This is a genomic window from Microbulbifer maximicatervae (SeqCode), from assembly GCF_052467815.1.
The window spans coordinates 2445321-2466652 of sequence record NZ_CP174326.1 but is presented as its reverse complement, the minus strand read 5'-3'; the positions used below and the strand labels follow the sequence as shown (position 1 = coordinate 2466652).

Sequence of the window (21332 nt, the reverse complement as noted above, 5' to 3'; positions counted from 1 at the left end):
ACACACGCACTCGACGGACTCGGCACAGCAGGCCAAGCTGTGCCGGTCTACAGTAAGGCAAGTTGCGCCAACCCTATCTAAACTTACCGGTGGAGCCACGGAATAATTCCGTAAAGACACTCACTCAAAGGAGAGATCCGATGTTGCGCATTGGGCTATTCCTGCTGACCAACCTTGCTGTCCTTGTATTGGTTGGCATTATTTTCAATATTTTTGGAATTGGGGGAATTCTTCAGGCAAACGGTGTCGATCTCAACCTCGGCGCCTTGTTGCTGATGTGCGCAATTTTTGGTTTTGGCGGGTCTTTTATTTCCCTGCTCTTATCGAAAACCATCGCACGGGTCAGTACCCGCACACAAATTATCGAGCAGCCCCGCAGTGCCGATGAACAGTGGTTGGTAGAAACCGTACGGGAACTCTCCCGCAAAGCGGGCATCGGTATGCCAGATGTGGGGATATTTCCAATGCCCCAGGCGAATGCCTTCGCCACCGGTTGGAATCGCAACAGCGCCCTGGTCTCTGTCAGTGCCGGTCTGTTGCAGCGCTTCAGCCGAGAGGAAGCCCGCGCCGTTATTGGCCATGAAATTGGTCACGTGGCCAATGGCGATATGGTGACGCTGGCACTGATCCAGGGCGTGGTAAATACCTTTGTGATGTTCCTCGCCCGCTTGGTTGGGTTCTTCGTAGACCGGGTTATCTTGCGCAACGAAGAGGGATTGGGCATCGGCTATTTTGTCACATCTATTGTTATGGACATCATATTCGGCTTCTTCGCCATGATGATTGTCGCCTGGTTCAGTCGCCGCCGTGAATATCGAGCCGACCATGCCGGTGCCACACTGGCCAGTCCTCAATCCATGATTGCCGCACTACAACGGCTCAAAGTGGAGTCCGATCGCGGCCACGAGGAACCCCTACCCGGCAATATGAAAGCCTTCGGTATATTCGGTAGCATGGGAGCGCTTATGGCTACGCACCCACCACTGGATGATCGTATTCTCGCCCTGCAAAACTTCCGTAATTAGTGTCTAATTGGATAGATAAGTGATCAGAGCTGTAGTTTCAATTTCTCACAGAGCTGCCACTAAAACGTAGTTACTTTCTATGTGGACGGATGCAAAGTAAAAGCATTTATGCAAAGAAGTGTCCTGAAGTACATCCCACTACTCGTCGCCACATTTTTAATTGGGTGTTCTCCTTCATGGAGTGACGGCCCTTACGAGATTTATTGGATAGATGGCGAAAAAGCCCTTGGTTTTTATTTGGGGGACGATGCCTACATCCGCCGTATCGATAAGCCACATCATATCAGTGCAAACGAGATGTTCGTCTCAGTCTACGCTTGCCCTGAGGGTGCCTGCGCTTACTATTACATAGATCGAATTAAAGACCACAAATTTGCAGATTCTTCCGAGTTTGTTTTTGGCCCCTACACAGAAAAAACCTTTTTTCAATTGGAACAAAAGCTAAAACTACCAACATTGGAGCAATAATAAAAACATGAGAAAAGCATCAAGATTTATGCCTAAATACAAGCCTAAAAGGGCAAGTAAATTTACACTATTTGCTTTTCTACCAGCAGTTATAGCTATCCTTATTTACCAGCCAATGTATCTTTTAGCTTTAGTTGGCTTAGTATTATTGGCCATAATTTGGGGCTATCTCAAACAACCCAAAATTGATAGGCATTTCCAACATCTACGTGACAACCGCAAAGGTTTATCCATTTGTGAATTTGCCCGGGAGTTTGATTGTAAAATTGTAGATACATGGATTATTAGAGCGGTGTATGAGCAACTACAAGCGGCACTTCCCACCAAACAACTGGTCCCAATTCAAGCATCAGATGATTTCTTTAATACCCTAAAACTGGATGAAGATGATCTCTATCTGGACTTATTTGAGGAGATCGCACAAAGAACCGGGCGAACCCTTGAGGACTATCAAAGCAATCCCTATTACGGCAAGGTAACAACGGTCCGGAATCTGGTACTGTTTTTTAATCACCAGGGCCGTGGCGAGGCAACCTGACAGGTAGAGAGAGGTTTTGTACTGTTCGATAAAACTACCGTGTATGTCGTCTCCATAGCTCCCAGCTTTAAATCTCGCCAGCAGCCCCCAATAAACAGCCAACACCGCATAACGATTGCAAACAAGATACACTTTTAAAACAGCAACAAACAAAAAGGAAGACGACAATTACAGACGTCTCTTCCAATCCGGTAGTTCAAAGGGAGGATTGTATTAATGACTCTACTTAAAACTCTACGCGCCAGCTTAATCTCAGTCTTTTTACTGCTTACCCCGGCAATATCTGCACAGGCGGAAACCTTTGCCACCGACGACGAACGCAACACCATGCAGGTGTTCAATTTTGCCAGTCCGTCAGTGGTCTATGTCACCAATGAAACCCTGGTACGGGATCGCAGGACCCTGCGCCTCCACTCAGTGCCCAAAGGCGCCGGCAGCGGATTTATCTGGGACACTCAGGGCCATATTGTCACCAATTTTCACGTCATTGAGGGTGCGCGGCAAATCACCATTACTTTGCAGGATCGCAGTGAGTGGCCGGCCGAGCTGGTGGGATCTGCGCCGGAAAAAGATCTGGCCGTTCTGAAAATTAACGCTCCCAGGGAGTTGCTAAAACCGCTGGTTGTGGGCACCTCCAGCAATCTCGCGGTAGGCCGTAAAGTACTGGCTATCGGCAACCCGTTCGGCCTGGATACCACTCTCACCACCGGTGTGGTCAGCGCCCTGGGGCGGGAAATTGAAGCCGCCAACAACCGCACCATTCGCAATGTTATCCAAACAGATGCGGCTATTAATCCAGGTAACTCCGGCGGCCCGTTGCTGGATTCCCAGGCGCGTTTAATCGGGGTCAACACCGCAATTTACAGCCCCAGTGGCGCCAGTGTCGGTATTGGCTTTGCGATTCCAGTGGATACGGTCAAAAAAATTGTGCCGGAACTGATCAATCACGGCCGCCTGGTGCGCCCGATTATTGGTATCGAATCCGCCCCGGACCAGTGGAGTAGCCGCTACGGCTTTGAAGGGGTCGCCGTTTTGCGTACCGCTCCCGGGCTTCCCGCAGAGAAAGCCGGCTTGCGCGGTATCCACCGCACCCGGGGTGGGGGCTGGGAATTGGGTGATGTGATTGTAGAAATAGAACAACAGCCGATTCGCAGCTACGACGATCTGCTCAATGCCCTGGAAAAGCACAGTGCCGGTGACGAAATCACTATCGGCATACTGCGTGACGGGACAATTCGCTACACGTCCATTAGACTCGCGGCACCCGAATAAGCAGGCGCTTGCGCCCTGAACAAGAATTAGGCCGGGAGCCGATAATCTATGCAGAAGTACTTCCTGTGTCGCTATGACGAATTAAGCGAAGGTCAATCCAAAGGGTTCTCCCTCGGAGACACTGCCGCCGGCACTGACAATGTGTTTGCTGTGATGAAAGATGGCGAGGTCTACGCCTACAAAAACACCTGCCCTCACCGGGGCATCAATCTGGACTGGCAGGAAGACCAGTTCCTCGATCCCGATGGCGCACTTATTCAGTGCGCCTCCCACGGCGCGCTATTCCTGATTGAATCCGGGGAGTGTATCGCCGGGCCCTGTACTGGTGATGCCCTGACGCCAGTACCGGTGGAATATGCACAGGACGGTCTCTACGCATTACTGGCCGACTGACAGCTCCCTGCCTTTCCCTCACGGGAGAAAAGGCAGGGCCTCCACCAGCTCGACGCCTTCAGCACCGAGCTTCGCGCGGTATGCGAGCACTTGCACACCAGCATCGACAGCGGAATCCAGGGCCTCAGCATAAGCGGGATCAATTTCCCGCGCCGCCTGCACCGTCTCGATACCGCTGTGTTGAACGCAGTAAAAAAGTACCGCCCGCACTCCGCTCTCAGCCAGCTTTTGCAGTTCGCGCAGGTGCTTGGCGCCCCGGGTACTTACCGCATCGGGGAAGTAACCCCGTGCCCCATCTGCCAGGGTCACATTTTTCACTTCTACGTAGCAGTCCCCATCGGCACCGGACAACAACAGATCGATACGGCTGTTTTCCTCGCCGTAGCGCACTTCCCTGCGCAGGGATTCATAGCCCTGTAACTCGCTGACTACACCGGACAGAATGGCCTCTTCAACCAGAGCATTGGCGCGGCCTGTGTTCACCCCCGCCAGGGCTCCATCCGGGGTCGTACAGATTTCCAGAGTGTGACGGTACTTGCGCTTGGGATTGCCAGAATCGGAGTACCAGCAGTCTCCCCCCTCCACCCAACAATTCTTCATAGACCCCGTATTTGGGCAGTGGATGGTAAACACTTCGCCACTGGCAGATTCCACATCGGCGAGAAAGCGCTTGTATCGGCGCAAAAGTGTTGCCTTTTGCAACGGGGGGGTAAATTTCACGGGCTGGACCACTTGGCTGTAATTTCAGGCGCCACAAAATAGCAGACAACTATTTGTGGCGCGAATCGCGCAGATTTGATAGCTTCCTCGCTCTCGGTCGCCAGGGGTATCGGTACCGAGAACAGGATTAGCCTGACACCGCAGCGAATTTGATAGGTGAAAAAAGCATCACTTAGAAAGATTCCGGTCTAGGCTAGATTGAATTTGGTGGTATCGCCCCCATAAAGGGGGGCCCGTATAGAAAGAGAGGCAACGACTATGCCCAAAACTGCTGCGAGCACCGAATCTCTGCACGGCTTTGAGCCCTACAAGGAGACGCAGGGCGAAGAGTACATGAATGAGAAGCAGCAGGAGCATTTCCGCAACTTGCTGTTGGCCTGGAAGGCCGAGCTGATGGCGGAAGTGGACCGCACCGTTTCCCACATGAAAGACGAGGCCGCAAACTTCCCCGATCCCGCAGACCGCGCCAGCCAGGAAGAAGAATTTAGCCTGGAATTGCGCACCCGCGATCGCGAGCGCAAGCTGATCAAGAAGATCGATGCCACCCTGGAGCTTATCGACCAGGATGACTACGGTTTCTGCGAAGCCTGTGGTGTTGATATCGGCATTCGCCGCCTGGAAGCCCGTCCAACCGCCACTCTGTGCGTGGACTGCAAAACCCTCGCGGAAATCAAGGAACGGCAGATCTCCGGCTGATCCACAACCGATAGCGGCACGGCGTTCGCTTGCGATCGCCCTGCTCGGAGGGGGCGATCAATGTATCGCCCCTATTCATTTTGAACAGCACAACTCCCTATATTGGTCGCTTCGCACCCTCCCCGAGTGGACCGCTCCACTTCGGCTCACTGGTGTGCGCCGTCGGCAGCTACCTCGACGCCCTCGCCCATGGTGGACACTGGCTCCTGCGCATGGAAGACCTCGACCCTCCCCGGGAAGAGCCCGGCGCGGCAACCCGCATCCTGAAATCCCTGGAAGCCCACGGACTGCACTGGCACGGCCCCGTCGAATGGCAGAGCAAGCGCTACGCACTCTACGAGGAAACCCTGTCCACACTGCGCCAACGGCAACTTATTTACCCCTGCGACTGCTCACGCAGCCAGATTAAGAAAAATGGTGGACATGCGAACGACTTCTGTCGCCTTAAATACGATGTGAGCGAACCCTCAGCGCTGCGGTTGCAATGCGCAGGCGGCGAGGAAGGCTTTGTGGATATTTGGCATGGAGAGCAACGGCAGCTAATCCGCGAAGACACGATTCTCAAGCGCCGCGACGGCCTCTATGCCTACCAACTGGCAGTCGTTGTCGACGATATCGACCAACAGGTCAACCAGGTGGTGCGCGGCTCAGACCTATTGGATACCACCGGTGCACAACAGCGCTTGCATAAAATCCTCGGCGCCACTCCCCCCCAGTTCGGCCATCTGCCGCTGGTGATGGGCCCTGACGACAGGCAAAAACTCAGCAAACAAAATCACGCGCCGGCTATCGACGACAACATGGCTTCCGGTAACCTGTGTAAGGCTTTACAGTTCCTCGGCTTCAAACTGCCAAACACTGCCCCAACAGAATCCCCCGAGCATATTCTCAAGTGGGCTACCGCACGCTGGCGCCGCCACCAGATAGATATGCGCAACCGCCAATTGCACTGATTCCAAGCTGCACTTACCATTTCCGCGCCAGCCGCCCTTAGGGGTCCGGCTGATAACCCGCGTTGACGATTACACAGGGATGACTTCTCACCGGTACAGTGCGCGGGCAACAAATTTCTCTAGCGGGTTTTCAAGGCGATCTATGAGTAACCGCACACTATTAATTCTGCTGGTGTTGGTGGGTTATGTATTCTCCCCCACCATCTTCACCTGGATGATCAATCCCGTCGGCGCCTGGTACCGGCCTTTTATCCTCTGGTTCGTGCTGATCCTGCTGGCGATTTTTATCCAGTGGAGGCGCAAATCGAATGAGCTTTGATATTGCCCACATTGCCCTGGTGGGAGTGGCCTATATCGCCACCCTGTTTTTTGTCGCCTTCGCCACCTCCAAGGGCTGGCTGCCTTCCCGCTGGGTGCGGCATCCACTGGTTTATGTGCTCTCCCTGGGCGTATCGTTATCGGCCTGGACCTTCTACGGTATCGTCGACCTGGCCTGGCAATATGGTTACGGGGTACTCGCCTACTATCTGGGCACCGGCGCCATGTTCCTGTTTGCGCCAGTAGCCCTGGAACCACTGGCGCGCCTGGCACAGCGCTACCAGCTGTACTCCCCGGCAGATCTTCTGGTGTTCCGCTATCACAGCCGCCAGGCGGGGACTCTCGCCACCCTGTTTATGCTGTTGGCGCTGCTCCCCCTGATCGCCCTGCAAATCCAGGCAGTATCTGAGACCCTGGCCCTTTTATCGCGGGATAGTGTGGCTGCCCTGGCACTGCCGGACAGCGGTGTATCGAGCAAAAACCTAATCGCATTTTTTTACTGCGTACTGCTAGCGGTATTCACCAGTATGTACGGCGCCACCCGCGAGCGTGGCGAGGGCCTGGCCAGTGCCATGGCCCTGGAGTCCCTGGTAAAACTGGTGGCGCTAACCGCGGTGGGCGGCTATGCCATTTACGGCGTCTTCGGTGGATTTTCCGGCCTGGATGAGTGGCTGCTGGAGAACCCCGATATGCACCAGCTGCTCTACACCCCCATCAAGCAGGGCTCATCCCACACCCTGCTACTGGTGTTTATCGCCACTGCCGTGGCTATGCCACATATTTTTTACCTGAGTATTGCCGAGCGCCCCACCGGACAGGCAATGCGCACCGCCAGCTGGGGCTTCCCCCTGTTCCTGCTGCTGATGGCCCTGCCTATCTTCCCCATCATGTGGGCGGGCTTTGCCCTGGATGTGGCCGGCCCGGTGCAGTACTTCTCCCTGGCGGTTCCCCGCGCCAGTGGCTCGGCACTGCTCACCACCCTGGCCTTTATCGGCGGCCTGTCGGCAGCCACTGGCGCACTGATTATGATCACCCTGGCCCTCGCCACCATGGTGATGAACCACTGGCTGCTGCCCGGCACCCGCTGGCACTCTGAAGACAATATGTACCGGCAGCTGGTGTGGCTGCGCCGCGCGCTGATCGCCGCTCTATTTATTGCCGGCTTTGCCTTTTACCTGTTACTCAACAACCGACTCTCCCTGTCGGACCTGGCCCTGCTGGCATTTATCGGATCACTCCAGTTCCTGCCTGGAATTTTTGCTGTAATCCACTGGCCACGAGGCAATCGGCGCGGATTTGTCGGTGGCCTGCTGGCGGGCATGTTGCTTTGGGGGGGCGGCCTGTTAATTCCGTCAATTTTTGGGATTACCGGCATCACCCTGCCCGGCACCTCCCTCCAGATCCCCCTGGGGATGTCTATCTGGACACAGATCACCACCCTGTCACTGGGGGTCAATGTCCTGTTATTTGTCGGCCTGTCTCTGTTCACCCGCACCAGCAGCCTGGAGCAGTACGCCGCTGACCTATGTAGCGACGACACCATCGCCCAGGCTCTGCGCCTGGGACTGGATGTGGAATCCGCCGCAGATTTTCGCCTGCGCTTGGCTGAAAGCCTCGGGGCCGCTACGGCGAATAAAGAAGTTAAACGCGCCCTCGCCGCCCTCAATCTGCCGGACAACGAGCGCCGCCCCTACGCCCTGCGCCAACTGCGCAACAAGCTGGAGTCCAATCTCTCCGGCCTGCTGGGGCGTGTTCTGGCGGTGCAAATTATTGATCGACACTTCCCGTTCCAGAACAGCGATCAGCCGGCAAACAAAGACATTCACCTGATCGAGACCCGATTGGGCCGTTATAAGCACCAGCTCACCGGCTTGGCCGCAGAACTCAATAACCTGCGCCTGTATCACCGCCAAATGCTGGAAGAGCTGCCGATGGCCGCTTGCTCCCTGGGGCGCGACGGAGAAGTCCTGCTGTGGAACTACGCCATGCAGGACCTCACTGGTATCAGTGCCAGCGAGGTAATCGGCTCGAAACTGGAATACTTGGCGGAACCCTGGCGCAGCCTGCTAGGGGAGTTCGCCCTATCCACCGATGCCAGCCGCTTTAAGCAACAGGTGAGCCTCGACGGCAATAGCCACTGGCTCAACCTGCACAAGGCGCGGCAAAAACGCAGCCGCAGCGATCGCTCCCGCGACGAGCGCGGCGATGCACAAATGTTGTTGCTGGAGGACATTACCGAAACACAGGTCTTGGAACAGGAACTTATCCACAGCGAGCGCCTGGCCTCTGTGGGTCGCCTGGCCGCCGGCGTAGCCCACGAAGTGGGTAACCCGGTAACGGGAATCGCCTGCCTGGCGCAAAACCTCCAGTACGACTGTGACAATCCGGAAGTCCTGGAAACCGCCGACCAGATCTTGAGCCAGACCCAGCGTATCAGCCGTATCGTCCACTCCCTGGTCAACTTCTCTCACAGCGGCAACCAGGAAGACAGTGAGCGGGCCCCAGTGGACCTCTATGCCTGTGTACAGGAGGCGGTCAACCTGCTGTCCCTGCAACGGGATAAGACCGAGGTCCAGTTTGAGAATCGGGTACCCGAAGACCTGATCGCCCCGGGAGACAACCAGCGCCTGATCCAGGTGTTTATCAACCTGCTCAGCAATGCCCGCGATGCCAGCCCCGATGGCGGCCAGATTCTAATTGAGGGCTATCGCAAGAGCGGCAGTGCCTGTGTCTCTGTCACCGACAGCGGACCGGGAATTTCAGCTCAGCATCGTGAACGGATTCTGGAGCCCTTCTTCACAACGAAAGAGCCCGGCGAGGGTACAGGACTGGGCCTGGCAATGGTTTACAGCATTGTCGAGGAGCACGGCGGCCAGCTGGAATTGGTCAGTCCCGCAAATCCGGAAACCGGGACTGGCGCCCGCTTTATTGTGCAACTCCCCCTGGGAGACTGAGATGGCTAGACATCCAAATCGATCATTATTTGTGCAAAAATAACCCGATTAACCGTTTTTGAGTTGCATCGAAACGGCGCCCGGGTAAAACTAGGCGCTTACTGAGCATTTTGTAACCAGGCGTAACATATGAGCCACATCCTCATCGTCGAAGATGAAGCCATTATCCGAACGGCGCTGCGCAAGCTTTTAGAGCGGCACCGCTACAAAATCAGTGAAGCGGGTTCGGTAAAGGAGGCGCTCACCAAGTACCGCCTCAATGAAGTTGACCTGGTTATTTCCGATTTGCGCCTGCCCGGCGCACCGGGCACCGACCTGCTCAAGCACGCCGGTGATATTCCGGTACTGATCATGACCAGTTACGCCAGCCTCCGCTCTGCGGTGGACTCCATGCGTATGGGGGCCGCCGACTACATCGCCAAACCCTTTGATCACGACGAAATGCTCGCAACCGTCCGCCGGGTCATTGGCAAAGCGGAGCAGAATCGCGCCCAGCCCATCAACGAGAAAGAAAATACCGGCACTATCGCCGGCATGATTGGCAGCAGCCCTGTGATGAGGGAGCTCTACGGTCGCATCCATAAAGTTGCCCCCACAGACGCCACCGTCCTGGTGCACGGTGAAACCGGCACCGGTAAGGAACTGGTCGCCCGGGCTATTCACGAGGAGAGCCGCCGGGCCAACAAACCGCTGATCTCCGTCAACTGTGCCGCAATTCCCGACACTCTGATTGAATCGGAGCTGTTCGGCTACGAGAAAGGCGCATTTACCGGTGCCCAGAGTTCCCGCGAGGGACTGGTAGCGGCAGCCGATGGAGGAACCCTGTTCCTCGACGAGATCGGTGAGCTGCCCCTGGAGGCACAGGCCCGCCTGCTGCGTGTATTGCAAGAGGGCGAAGTGCGGCCAATTGGCTCGATCGAATCCCGCAAAGTGGATGTGCGCCTGGTAACAGCCACCCACCGCAACCTGCGCCAGCTGTCAGCGGAGCGTAAATTCCGGGAAGACCTCTACTACCGCATCAATGTGGTGCAAATGACGCTTGCCCCCTTGCGCGAGCGAGGCAGAGACGTCCTAGCACTGGCAGAGCACCTGTTGGAAAAGTTCTGCACCAAGATCGAGCGTCCTTTATTGCGCTTGTCACCGGAAGCCATCCAGGCTGTTACCACCTACACCTGGCCCGGTAACGTGCGCGAACTCGAAAACGCCATTCAGCGCGCTGTGATCCTGACGGATAAGAACAGCCGTGAGATCGACCACAAAACCCTGGACATCGATCTGGACCTGGTACCGATCGAAGAAGCCGATGGCATCCCTCGCCCACGCAGCCTGCACACTGACCCCCGCGAGGACCTGTCCCTGGAGGACTACTTCGCCCGCTTTGTTATTGAACACCAGGACACCATGAGTGAGACGGACCTGGCCAAGAAGCTCGGCGTCAGCCGCAAATGTCTGTGGGAACGACGCCAAAAGCTGGGTATCCCCCGCAAGAAGAGTCGCCGCAGCGCTGCCGCAGAAGTGTAAAAACTAACCCTATCCCCTGGGGGCTTCCGCCCCCTGCTCCCATTCCTCCCCCACCTGCCAGTCTCCTCCATTACTTTGTTACCCCACCCCCACAGGGGTTACCAACCAGAGTGTTACCCACACCCACCCAGAAGTAACAACTCTCGCACCTTCCGTAACGCAATAGCTCCAGGAAAAGTTCCGTCAAATTTCGTAAAGATCGCAACCTATTGATTTATAAGGATTTTTAAAAGTTGGCATACTAAGTGCTTCACTCTTAGTACAAAAATTGAAAACAGCCAACAATAAAAATAAATGACTGTTAAAAGCCCTATAACAACTAACAATAAGTGGGGCGAAACATAATAAAAATAATGGGGCGGCCGACAATAAAAGCAATGAGTGGCCAAAACCGCAAGAACAACAATAAACAATAACAATAAAACTCAAGAAGAATAAGAATAACAACAAGCGCGTTGCAAACTGACTGAACTGTACCTGGGAGAGGGTGTTTGCTTGAAAGCAAATTGAGAGCGCAAGGAAGCCGCTGCCTTCATACTGGTAATAATAATTCCCATATTTCTTTTCCCCCGAACTTACAGGCACCCGCATATTGCGGGCGCATTCCTTTGCGTGTGTTAGAATCGCGCCCGCGAGTCCCGATCTCTGAGGATAAACAGCCACTGAGGCTCCTTTCCGGACTCGCTCCTGGGGTAGCCCAGGTATAGAGGCTCCAGCAGTGCCATCGTGAATCTCCCCAGAGGGACCACCACTTATACAGGCCGCCAACCAATGCGTGGCCAAGCACAGCGGGGCTTTCCCGGCCATCCCTAAATGGCAGCAGTCAACATAGACAGCCGTATGCTCAACAACCTGATTAGTAGTATCAAACGCTGGCGCAAGCCGGCCAGTAAAGGCCCCAGGGTTATCGCCCGCAACGACCACAGCATCTCGCGCCGGGAAATCAGCCGCGCGGCCTTAACCGTTATGAAGCGCCTTCAGGATGCCGGATACCAGGCGTATATCGTAGGTGGAGGTGTGCGCGACCTGATGCTCGGCGGTCACCCCAAGGACTTTGATGTGGCCACCGACGCCACTCCAGAGCAAGCCAAGGTGCTTTTTCGCGGCGCCCGCATTGTCGGTCGCCGCTTTCGCATCCTGCACGCCCGTATAGGCCGTGAAGTTATCGAAGTGACTACCTTCCGCGGTCACCACAGCGATGGCGAGACCCACGAGGCCAAGCAGTCCGAACACGGTATGCTGCTGCGTGACAATGTCTATGGCGACCTGGAAAGTGATGCCATGCGCCGGGATTTCACGGTCAACGCGCTCTACTACACCACCAAAGGGTTTGAAATCCACGACTACACCGGCGGTGTCGAGGATATTGAAAAGCGCCTGATTCGAATGATCGGCTCCCCAGAGGTCCGCTACAAAGAAGACCCGGTGCGCATGCTGCGCGCAGTGCGCTTCGCCGCCAAGTTGGATTTCACTATTGAAGGCAAGACGGAAGCCCCCCTGCACGAGCTGGCGCCACTGTTACGCAATATTGCCCCGGCTCGCCTGTTCGATGAGATTCTCAAGCTGCTGATGAGTGGCCACGGAGAGCACACCTTTGAGCTGCTGCGCCAGTACCAGCTCTGGCAACACCTGTTCCCGGATAACGCCGCACAAATTGAGGCCAACAACGCGGCCCTGAAACTATCCCAGCAAGCCCTGCGCAATACGGACCAGCGTATCCGCGCCGATATGCGTGTTACCCCAGCGTTCCTCTACGCCGCCCTACTCTGGCCTGCGGTGAGCACCGAGCAACAAAAGCTGATTGCCAAGGGCACCCCGCCAGCGCCAGCGCTGGCCCAAGCAGCACAAAAAGTTACCAGTTCACAGCTGGCCCACACCGCTATTCCCAAGCGCTTCTCAATCCCAATGCGGGAAATCTGGGACCTACAACAGCGCCTGCCCCAGCGCGGTGGCAGCCGGGCCCAGCGTTTGCTGGAACACCCCCGTTTCCGCGCCGCCTACGACTTCCTGTTGCTGCGGGAAGAAAGTGGCGAGATTGAAGCGGGCCTGGGCAAATGGTGGACCGACTTCCAACAGGCTGACGATGAGCAGCGCCAGCAAATGGTGCGCAAGCTACAGCGCACAGGCAGCGGTGGGCGCCGCAACCGCAACTCTCGCGGCCGCCGTCGCAAGCCGAGAGCAGAACAGTAATGGAAACGGTATACATCGGCCTGGGCAGTAACCTGGCAGAGCCCGGCAAACAACTGCGCAGCGCCCTATCGGCCATGGAACGAATCCCCAGTACAGAATTATTGGGGTGTTCGAGCTTTTACCGAAGCGCCCCGGTCGGCCCCGGCGATCAACCCGATTACATCAATGCCGTCGCAGCATTGAAAACAGCACTGTCCCCGCTAGCACTACTGGACCAGCTCCAATCTATCGAGCTGTCCCACGGGCGCGAGCGCTCCATCCGCTGGGGCGCCCGCACCCTGGACCTGGATATCCTGTTGTTTGGGGAATCTCAAATCGATGAGCCCCGCCTACAGGTCCCACACCCGCGCATGGCCGAGCGCAACTTCGTACTGCTACCCCTTTCTGAACTGGCTCCCGCGATGGAACTGCCCGGATTGGGAGCCCTTCCAGCACTCTTACAGGGCTGCCCGGAAAACCGCCTGGAAAAGGTTTGATCGACTGAGGCTCCCCAACTACTCGACGGGCGGCCCTCTCAATAGTACTTTTGCGTTTGCAACTCATCAGGGAAGACCCCAGACAAAGAGGAGTCGCTCAAGTGGTTATCGAAAAACCCGAGACCAGCACAGCTGAACTCAACCTGTCTAATAAAACACCGCCTAAATTTATCGCGGTGGAAGGCAATATTGGTGTGGGAAAAACCACACTGGCAAAGAAGCTGGCCTCCACATTCAATTACGACACGCTGTTGGAATTACCCGAGGAGAACCCCTTTTTGGAGCGTTTCTACCGGGACCCCCAAAATGCCGCACTGCCCACCCAGCTGCACTTTCTCCTCCAGCGATCACAGCAAATCCAGGCACTCCGGCAGGACGATATCTTTGAGCCGGTGCGGGTGTCGGACTTTTTGATCGAAAAAGACCAGCTGTTTGCTGAAGTCACCCTGGATAAGGATGAGCTGCACCTATACCAACAGGTGTACAAACACCTCACCCTGGAAGCACCCAAGCCGGACCTGGTGATCTATTTGCAAGCCCCCCTCGATGTACTGCAAGCCCGAATCCGCAATCGGGGAATCCCGGCTGAGCAGGCGATAAGCAATGAGTACCTCGCCACCCTCAACAACGCCTACACCCGCTTTTTCCATTTTTACGATGAGGCGCCTCTACTCATCGTCAATACCGAGGAGATCGACATTGTCGATAGCCCAGAGGACTACCAACAGCTGGTCGAATATCTGTTCACGATCACCAGTGGCCGGCACTATTACAACCCAGGAAGTTAATCGTTATGTATGCACCCTCTGAATTAGAAAAGCTCGTAACCGTTCAAACCCTGCGAAAAATGAAAGCGAATGGTGAGAAGTTTATTACCGTTGCTCTCTACGATGCCCCTATGGCTGCGATGGCACAAAAGTCCGGGGTTGAGACACTGCTCGTCGGAGATTCCCTGGGCATGACCGTGCTGGGTTACGACAGCACCGTGCCAGTGACGATGGAGCAAATGATTTACCACGTCGAGGCGGTCGCGCGCGGCAATAAGAAGTCCCTGATTATGGGGGATATGCCGTTTATGACTTACGCCACCCCGGAGCAGGCACTCCAGAATGCAACCCGGATCATGCAGGCCGGTGCACATATGGTGAAGATCGAGGGAGGCGCCTGGCTCGCCGACACCGTGAAGATCCTTACTGATCGCGGTATTCCCGTTTGCGCCCACCTGGGCCTCACCCCTCAATCAGTACACAAACTGGGAGGCTATCGGGTTCAGGGGCGCGACGAAGAACACGCCAAGCAAATCCTCGAAGACGCCCTACAACTCGACGAAGCCGGAGCTGATCTGCTGGTGTTGGAATGTGTTCCCGCCGACCTGGCAAAGCGTATTACCAAAGCCGTATCCATGCCCACCATCGGCATAGGCGCGGGCCGCGACTGCGATGCCCAGGTACTGGTAATCAATGACATCCTGGGCCTCACCCAACAGCCCCCCAAGTTTTCCAAAAACTTCCTGGTAGAGGCCGAGGATATTCCCGGGGCCCTGCGCAAATACGCCGAGGACGTCAAACAAGGCGTTTTCCCCGGCGAGGAACACATATTTAAATAATACTCCCCTCATCCGGGTGCTTCTCACCCGGTATTTTTCTGCGGCAGGTCCCACCTGCCGCTCTCAAGCGGTAACACTATGACTTTCGACCAACTAATCCAGGATTGGCTCTCGACCAATGGCGCCACTTCTGTGCCCGAAGGCTGGACCCAGGGGCGGGCTACATTTGGCGGCCTTGTAGCCGCAATGTTGTATGAGCAGATGGCTTCAGAGCTGCCTTCTGACAGCAGCTTGCGCTCTTTTACCACCTCATTCGTAGGCCCTGTTGCCCCAGGGGCGATTAACACCCGCGCGGATGTCCTTCGCGCAGGCCGCTCTGTCACCCAGGTGCAGGGGCACCTCGATCAGGATGATGCCGTTATGCTGGCGGGCCTCGCCAGTTTTGGCCGCGGCAGGGAGTCATCGGTTCTCGCCAAAGGTCCCTCAGCACCGGAATACCCCGCCCCGGATAAATGCCTGCCCCTGCCCTATATCGAAGGTGTAGTGCCGGAATTTACACAAAAGTTCGATTACCGTATCGCATGTGGGGGCCTGCCTTTCAGCGGCGCGAAAGAGAGAGTTTTAGGTGGCTGGGTGCGATTTAAGGATGGAAGTAAAGGCCGTACCGGTATCAGCCACTTACTCGCACTGATCGATGCCTGGCCACCGGCGACACTCCCGATGATGAAAGAGCCGGCTCCCGCCAGCTCATTAACATGGACAGTGGAGTTTATGGAGCCACTCCCAGAGCGCACTGCTTCTGACTGGTGGCAATACGAGGCCGAAGTTGAGCAGGCCGAGGATGGTTACGCAGTGATCCAGGCCCGCTTATGGGATGCCGATGGACGTTTAACCGCCCTCTCCCGCCAAATGGTCACTATCTTTGGTTAACCAGCACTCGTCGATCAACTATCCCTTTACCGCCACTCATTGAGTGCCTTGGCTCCACGGATGGAACCATTTAAGCGGCCCTAAAGAATTTTATAACTTTTCTGCGACCTTCAGACCACTCTAAATAATACTTCCCGATTCTGCTTAACCCGCCTAACGAACCAATTATTACCCGCATAAAAATATACAACTTCCGTGATTTTTATTATTTTTTTATGATAAAAACAATTCGCGCCACTCTTACAGAGAAATAAAATAAAATAAACCTCCCTTACTCCAATTTGTAATCTACGCTATCCATCATCCCCTCCTTCGAAAACAAAGGGGCCGCCAGAGAAGCGCCACCAATTTTCGACACCACTACAAAACCGTCGGTAATAACAAATTTGGAGAGCAATAATGATAAAAAGAATATTTATTTCCCTTATGTTTTTATTCAGTTATCCCGCTGCTGCAGCAGACTTTGAAGATGTATGGGATGCAATTACTTCCTGTAACTGGTTTGAATTTATTGATGACGTCGACGATACGGGTTCAAAGGATCTGGATGGCTATGAATACGGTGCCACTGAATTTTCCGACGCCAACTCAGGCAGCTTTGACATGATCGTCTACAACATGGATGGTTTTTTGGAATGCATTGGCGGAAATAGCAAGTCTGACTTTAAGCAGATTATTAACACTTTTGACAGCAACCCCAAAGACCTCTGGCTAATGCAGGAAGTCTGGAACAAAACCAAAGCCAATTATTTGGACGACAATGACAAGCTCGATAATGATACGGTGCCCTACCGCTCCAAGCACTGGAAAGGCTCTGGTACCAGTTTTGGTAATGGCTTGCTGACCTTCTCCAAATTTCCATTTGATCGCGATAACCGCGATGACGACGACTACTCCTTTGCCACTTATGAAGAGGAAACTTTTGACGACTGCGCCGGCAATGACTGTGATACCGAGAAAGGCTTTACTGTGGCAAAAATTGAGGTGACTAAAAACTTCCATATTCATGTTTACAACACCCATATGGATGCGGGCCGTGACGACCAAGACCTGGATGCCAAAGCCAAGCAGCTCGACCAGATTGCCGATATGATTGTCGCCCATTCAAGCAACGCTACCGTTATCCTGGGCGGTGATTTCAATATGGCATTCGATGAAAATGACAATGACTGGCGCGGTGCTAACTATCAGGCTTGGAAAGCATTTTTTGCCAAGACCGGTGGCAAACATGCATGCCAATATATGCTGTCCGGCAGCGACACCAGCTTGGAAGCCTGTGACGATGAACTTCAGGATGATACCGATCATGTAGTCGTCATTAACAACAATCCCAATTACACTCTGGACATAACCAACTACTACATCGGTTCTTCAGCGTACACAGGATTGAGTGATCACGACCCTGTATTTGTAGACTTCTCCTGGGTTAAAAACTAAACGATGGATACAGCCTCTTCTGCCGGGGATCAGAAGAGGCTTTAACAATCACTTCACTGATTGACCAGGAATACAGAGCTGAAAATTCAACCCGGCTACAATTTCGTTTATTGAGCAGAACTTTAATCCACGCAAAAAACGAATATTGTCGGGAAGGACTTTCAGTGGACAGGATTAAGAATCTGGTTGTCGGGAGTGGTCCTGCGAGTATCGCTACAGTCAAGGCGTTACAGGATATAGGGCAGACCGTTGAAGTTATTGATGTTGCATACGACCTTGAAAGCGACATCAAACGCCAAGTTAATATCTTATCCAAAAAAAACTTTGATGTATGGACTCAGGAAGAGAAAGATAAACTGTTTCCACCACCAGTAGCCTCCCGCAAAGGCCTGGAAAGGAGATATCTATTTGGTTCAGACTTTCCGTACAGAGTACCAAAGCAACTCAGCATTACGACAAAAAACTGCAATACAGAATTCTCCCATGGCTTTGGCGGGCTTGGGAACGTATGGGGTGCAGCGGTTATGCCCTACAGTGAAAATCAGCTGCAGAATTGGCCTATTTCCTTAAATGAGCTGACATCATCCTACAAAAATGTACTCCGCTATATGCCAATAAGTGCGGAGATAGATAATCTCAACAACAAGTATCCGCTATTCCCTGATAACTTCACTGCCATTAAGAGAAATACACCTACAGATTTCTTATTGAAAAAATTGAAGGTTATTGAAAGTACCCTCCAAAAAAATGGCATTGAATTTGGTCGAGCCCGATTAGCGGTAGATGCAAGCATGGGGAAACACGGGTGTAGATATTGTGGTCACTGTTTTGACGGATGCCCATACCAATCTATTTTTAACCCTAAGTATTTATTTGAGAAACTACAAAAAGGCGGACTTATCATACATCAGGGCCTCCTTGTCCTGGAGATTCATGAAACAGGGCAAGGTGTGGAAGTAATTGCAGTTGATATAACTAATGGCAAAATAAATAAATTTACCGCACAGAGAGTGTTTCTTGGGGCTGGGCAATTTGCGACCACCACGATATTGGCAAGATCTCTAAACTTACTAAATACCCCTATCAAAATCAAAAACAGTCAGTATTTTTTCTTTCCCCTCTTCCTCTACAAAGGATATCGCTATGAAATCGAATTTACATTAGCAGAAATCTTTCTGGAGATTAACAACCCAAACATAAGCGCAGAGCAAATACACCTTCAACTTTATGGCCGAAGCCAAATTATTGAAAAGCAATTAATATCTCTACTTCCCGCCTTTTTCCCGAAGCAAGTCGCCTTGGATCGCTTATACGTAATTCAGGGTTTTATGTCCTCTGAGGATTCTGACTCACTGGAGCTGACCTTAACCGCCAAACACTCAGATAGCTCTACAGTAGAGATAAGGGGGATTGAAAATTCCAGAACCCGGGAAATCACTCAAAGAACACAGTCTTTGATAAGGCGTTCTTTGATAAGGCTTGGTATGGTTCCCCCCTTCTTTCTCACCGTGCTACCACCAGGTAAAAGCTTCCACCTTGGAGGCAGTTTCCCTATGCAGGGCAATCATGAAATATTTCACTCAGACCTATTAGGACGACCAGCGCATTTTAAAAATGTCCACATTGTAGATTCTGCCAATTTTCCCAATATTGCGGGTTCAACCATCACCTTTACCATTATGGCAAATGCTGATCGAATCGTAAGATCCATAGGATTTAATGGCTGATTAGCAACCAGTTAGCTTAAACAGACTATTCAATTGGAATATTTGAAAAGATGACTACAACCACTTTTTCCAGTAGAAAAAAGCGATCTGCCCAGTCAATGCCACGATCAGCAATATACAAAAAGCAATAAAACCCAGAGATGATTGCCCCCAGGGAATACCACCGACATTGATCCCGAATAGCCCGGTAAGAAAACTCAGGGGCAGAAAAACTGCAGCCACCACCGATAGCACATACATACGGCTATTCAACTGATCTGATGTGAGGCTCAACAACTCTTCCTGGGCGATGGCGGCGCGCTCCCGCACTGTATCAATATCATCGATATGCCTTTGCAGTCGATCATTTGCTTCACCCAAAAGAGCGTGACTATGCTTATCAAACCAGGGTAAGGATTCCTGTTGTAGACGTCTCAGAACCTCTCTTTGCAGGCATAAATAGCGCCGTAACACGATAGTTTTCTTGCGCAGACGCACTAATAAAGAAGATAGCTCCGCCCCCCCCTTACCTAATAACAGGTTTTCCAACTCATCAATTTTTTCTTCGAAATCCTCAGCTTTTTCACACATCCGCAAGACCAGCAAATCAGCCAGCGACATCAACAGAGCTGCAGTTCCACGAGGTCCAAAGCCACTGCGCAAACGGGAAAGTAAATCATCCTCCGCAAGTAACTTTCGTCGGCCAGTACTGATAATGCGGTCTTTCTCAGCCCAAATTCGCACGGCGATCATATCCTTTGAGCGAGGTTTGGATTTTCTCTCAATACCATACATGGCCAAAATCAGCCCATCCTCCACAGTAGCTACACAGGGGCGAACTGCCTTTGCTGACAGGGTCTCTACCGCTGTCGTTGTAAGCCCACTGTGCTGCTGGAGCCACTCGACGGTCTTGCTATTGGCGTAGTCAAAGTGCAACCAGAGAAGCCCCTGGCTCGGCTGCCATGATTGCACCTCGGTCCAGGAAAGCTCCCGGCCCGAGCCTTTGCGATCGAGTAAGACAGCGTAGACCAGACCAGTTTCCATAGGCTCTCATATCACCTGATATTGGTTGGAGTATCACTTTCTTTGCGCGACTTATTTACTGAGATGGGCCAGCTCTGCGGCGTTCTGCTCCCAGTTTTGACCATCGAAAGGTTTTACCTCCAAGTCCCTGGGCCTCTCATCAAAACAGCGCGCATTAAGACTATAGCCATCCGGGTTGGAGCGGGGCACATAAAAGGATTTAACGCCACAGTGGCGACAAAACAGGTGCTTGGCCACCCCCGTATTAAACGTATAACAATGCAGGTCTTTTTCCCCAGACTCCAGCTCAAAGTTTTCAGCGGGAATAATGACGTGCAGGAACCCCACTTTCTCACACATCGAGCAATTGCACGCATGGGCTACCAGTTTCTCCTCTGAGTCGCGCTCGTGCCGCGCCCGATAGCGAATAGCTCCACAGTGGCAACCTCCGCGAAGTTCAGTAGTAACTTTACTCATTTGAATTATTGTCCTTTTCAAATAACGGGCGGGCAGCCAACAGTGAAAACAGCGAAAGGCCCAGCAGCAGGTGGAACCAGTTTGTACGCGCCAAGCCCAGCACTCGCGGAGCGCCAGTACCCACAAACAATCCATCCATTGCAATGACTACTGCCCCTGCCCCCAGTAACAAAGGACCCGGTGGCGATAGTCGTCGCGGTGACATCAATTCCATCATTGCAACCCACAACCACAATAGAAGCCCCAGGGCGGAAAATACCTCTGTCACTTCCTGCGGCGATAACCTGCCACTTTCCGAGACGCCAATAGACGAGGCCAATACCAGCACCAGCACTACATAAGCGGGTCCCCGGGTACTCTGTCCAATACCTATCTCGAAACGTGCCCAAACCAACCCTATTCCAATTAGCAACAGCGAACTAAACCCGGATAGTTGCAGTAAAGCCCGGTGTAATTGGGTTGCCCCGGGATCAATACCGTAGCGATAAGCACCGACAATCGCGGAGACAGCGATAAATAGGAGACCCGCTATCACCAAGAGTGCAGCTGATTGGAAGCGATCATTGGTAAGACGCCAGTACTGATTGGCAATCAGCAGTGCGGCGAGGGTGAGGAGAATGTCGATCAGCCAGAAGTTGTCCAATGTTTTGCCCTTTTTTTCCAGAATTCTAATAGAAAACCGGTAATAA

At 53.3% G+C, this 21332-nt stretch carries 22 protein-coding genes; 17 read left to right on the top strand and 5 right to left on the bottom strand.

Annotated features, from left to right (window positions below):
- Positions 1 to 140: 140 nt before the first annotated feature.
- The 5 genes from htpX (at position 141) to ACJJIW_RS10680 (ending at position 3696) form a co-directional block, all read left to right on the top strand.
- Positions 141 to 1025: a protease HtpX gene (gene htpX, locus ACJJIW_RS10700; protein ID WP_282931439.1), complete on the top strand. Its 885-nt coding sequence runs from the start codon at positions 141 to 143 to the stop codon at positions 1023 to 1025.
- Positions 1026 to 1133: 108 nt separating this feature from the next.
- Positions 1134 to 1493: a hypothetical protein gene (locus ACJJIW_RS10695; RefSeq protein WP_444937312.1), complete on the top strand. Its 360-nt coding sequence runs from the start codon at positions 1134 to 1136 to the stop codon at positions 1491 to 1493.
- A gap of 7 nt (positions 1494 to 1500) precedes the next feature.
- On the top strand, positions 1501 to 2031 hold the full coding sequence (locus ACJJIW_RS10690; RefSeq protein ID WP_444937311.1) for a hypothetical protein: 531 nt from the start codon (positions 1501 to 1503) through the stop codon (positions 2029 to 2031).
- 216 nt (positions 2032 to 2247) lie between these two features.
- Positions 2248 to 3303 (top strand): S1C family serine protease, encoded by a 1056-nt coding sequence (locus tag ACJJIW_RS10685; RefSeq protein ID WP_282931426.1) that lies wholly within the window; start codon positions 2248 to 2250, stop codon positions 3301 to 3303.
- A 48-nt stretch (positions 3304 to 3351) separates the two neighbouring features.
- The gene (locus ACJJIW_RS10680; RefSeq protein ID WP_108734344.1) at positions 3352 to 3696 is read left to right on the top strand and encodes a Rieske (2Fe-2S) protein; all 345 of its coding nucleotides are present in this window, start codon (positions 3352 to 3354) and stop codon (positions 3694 to 3696) included.
- An 18-nt stretch (positions 3697 to 3714) separates the two neighbouring features.
- Here the strand turns inward: ACJJIW_RS10680 and sfsA are convergent, their stop codons facing one another.
- Positions 3715 to 4416, bottom strand: a complete 702-nt coding sequence (gene sfsA / locus ACJJIW_RS10675; RefSeq protein WP_444937310.1) for a DNA/RNA nuclease SfsA — start codon at positions 4414 to 4416, stop codon at positions 3715 to 3717.
- A gap of 258 nt (positions 4417 to 4674) precedes the next feature.
- Here sfsA and dksA point away from each other — a divergent pair, with 258 nt between their 5' ends.
- The 5 genes from dksA to ACJJIW_RS10650 all read left to right on the top strand — a co-directional run bounded on the left by dksA (position 4675) and on the right by ACJJIW_RS10650 (position 10858).
- Positions 4675 to 5112, top strand: a complete 438-nt coding sequence (dksA, locus tag ACJJIW_RS10670; protein ID WP_108734345.1) for an RNA polymerase-binding protein DksA — start codon at positions 4675 to 4677, stop codon at positions 5110 to 5112.
- 29 nt (positions 5113 to 5141) lie between these two features.
- Entirely contained in the window at positions 5142 to 6065 is a 924-nt protein-coding gene (gene gluQRS, locus ACJJIW_RS10665) for a tRNA glutamyl-Q(34) synthetase GluQRS (protein ID WP_444937309.1), read from the top strand.
- A 142-nt stretch (positions 6066 to 6207) separates the two neighbouring features.
- Positions 6208 to 6384, top strand: coding sequence for a hypothetical protein (locus ACJJIW_RS10660; RefSeq protein ID WP_169337099.1), 177 nt, complete (start codon positions 6208 to 6210; stop codon positions 6382 to 6384).
- On the top strand, positions 6374 to 9337 hold the full coding sequence (locus tag ACJJIW_RS10655; RefSeq protein ID WP_444937308.1) for an ATP-binding protein: 2964 nt from the start codon (positions 6374 to 6376) through the stop codon (positions 9335 to 9337). Before ACJJIW_RS10660 ends, ACJJIW_RS10655 begins: the two co-directional genes overlap by 11 nt.
- 129 nt (positions 9338 to 9466) lie before the next feature.
- Complete coding sequence (locus tag ACJJIW_RS10650; protein WP_444937307.1) at positions 9467 to 10858, top strand: sigma-54-dependent transcriptional regulator; 1392 nt, start codon at positions 9467 to 9469, stop codon at positions 10856 to 10858.
- Between the two features lie 183 nt (positions 10859 to 11041).
- On the opposite strand, the gene ACJJIW_RS10645 is transcribed toward ACJJIW_RS10650, so the two are convergent.
- Positions 11042 to 11665, bottom strand: coding sequence for a hypothetical protein (locus ACJJIW_RS10645; protein ID WP_444937306.1), 624 nt, complete (start codon positions 11663 to 11665; stop codon positions 11042 to 11044).
- A gap of 6 nt (positions 11666 to 11671) precedes the next feature.
- On the opposite strand from ACJJIW_RS10645, the gene pcnB reads away from it, so the two are divergent.
- The 7 genes from pcnB to ACJJIW_RS10610 all read left to right on the top strand — a co-directional run bounded on the left by pcnB (position 11672) and on the right by ACJJIW_RS10610 (position 19164).
- Positions 11672 to 13048 (top strand): polynucleotide adenylyltransferase PcnB, encoded by a 1377-nt coding sequence (pcnB, locus tag ACJJIW_RS10640; RefSeq protein WP_444937305.1) that lies wholly within the window; start codon positions 11672 to 11674, stop codon positions 13046 to 13048.
- Positions 13048 to 13524 carry a 2-amino-4-hydroxy-6-hydroxymethyldihydropteridine diphosphokinase gene (folK, locus tag ACJJIW_RS10635; RefSeq protein WP_282931421.1) on the top strand — a complete coding sequence of 159 codons (477 nt, stop codon included), beginning with the start codon at positions 13048 to 13050 and terminating at the stop codon, positions 13522 to 13524. The genes pcnB and folK overlap by 1 nt, the downstream gene beginning before the upstream one ends.
- Before the next feature lie 101 nt (positions 13525 to 13625).
- Positions 13626 to 14312, top strand: coding sequence for a deoxynucleoside kinase (locus ACJJIW_RS10630; RefSeq protein WP_444915629.1), 687 nt, complete (start codon positions 13626 to 13628; stop codon positions 14310 to 14312).
- A 5-nt stretch (positions 14313 to 14317) separates the two neighbouring features.
- Positions 14318 to 15130 carry a 3-methyl-2-oxobutanoate hydroxymethyltransferase gene (gene panB, locus ACJJIW_RS10625; protein ID WP_282931419.1) on the top strand — a complete coding sequence of 271 codons (813 nt, stop codon included), beginning with the start codon at positions 14318 to 14320 and terminating at the stop codon, positions 15128 to 15130.
- A gap of 78 nt (positions 15131 to 15208) precedes the next feature.
- Complete coding sequence (locus tag ACJJIW_RS10620; RefSeq protein ID WP_444937304.1) at positions 15209 to 16000, top strand: acyl-CoA thioesterase; 792 nt, start codon at positions 15209 to 15211, stop codon at positions 15998 to 16000.
- A 399-nt stretch (positions 16001 to 16399) separates the two neighbouring features.
- The gene (locus ACJJIW_RS10615) at positions 16400 to 17437 is read left to right on the top strand and encodes an endonuclease/exonuclease/phosphatase family protein (protein WP_444937303.1); all 1038 of its coding nucleotides are present in this window, start codon (positions 16400 to 16402) and stop codon (positions 17435 to 17437) included.
- 164 nt (positions 17438 to 17601) lie between these two features.
- Complete coding sequence (locus ACJJIW_RS10610) at positions 17602 to 19164, top strand: Rossmann-fold NAD(P)-binding domain-containing protein (RefSeq protein ID WP_444937302.1); 1563 nt, start codon at positions 17602 to 17604, stop codon at positions 19162 to 19164.
- Positions 19165 to 19218: 54 nt separating this feature from the next.
- On the opposite strand, the gene ACJJIW_RS10605 is transcribed toward ACJJIW_RS10610, so the two are convergent.
- The 3 genes from ACJJIW_RS10605 to ACJJIW_RS10595 are packed head-to-tail and all read right to left on the bottom strand — an operon-like array spanning position 19219 to position 21286.
- Positions 19219 to 20187 carry a zinc transporter ZntB gene (locus ACJJIW_RS10605; RefSeq protein ID WP_444891925.1) on the bottom strand — a complete coding sequence of 323 codons (969 nt, stop codon included), beginning with the start codon at positions 20185 to 20187 and terminating at the stop codon, positions 19219 to 19221.
- A gap of 51 nt (positions 20188 to 20238) precedes the next feature.
- Positions 20239 to 20643, bottom strand: coding sequence for a GFA family protein (locus ACJJIW_RS10600; RefSeq protein WP_444937301.1), 405 nt, complete (start codon positions 20641 to 20643; stop codon positions 20239 to 20241).
- A complete protein-coding gene (locus tag ACJJIW_RS10595) occupies positions 20636 to 21286 on the bottom strand; it encodes a hypothetical protein (RefSeq protein ID WP_444937300.1) in 651 nt (216 codons plus the stop codon). Before ACJJIW_RS10595 ends, ACJJIW_RS10600 begins: the two co-directional genes overlap by 8 nt.
- Positions 21287 to 21332: the final 46 nt, after the last annotated feature.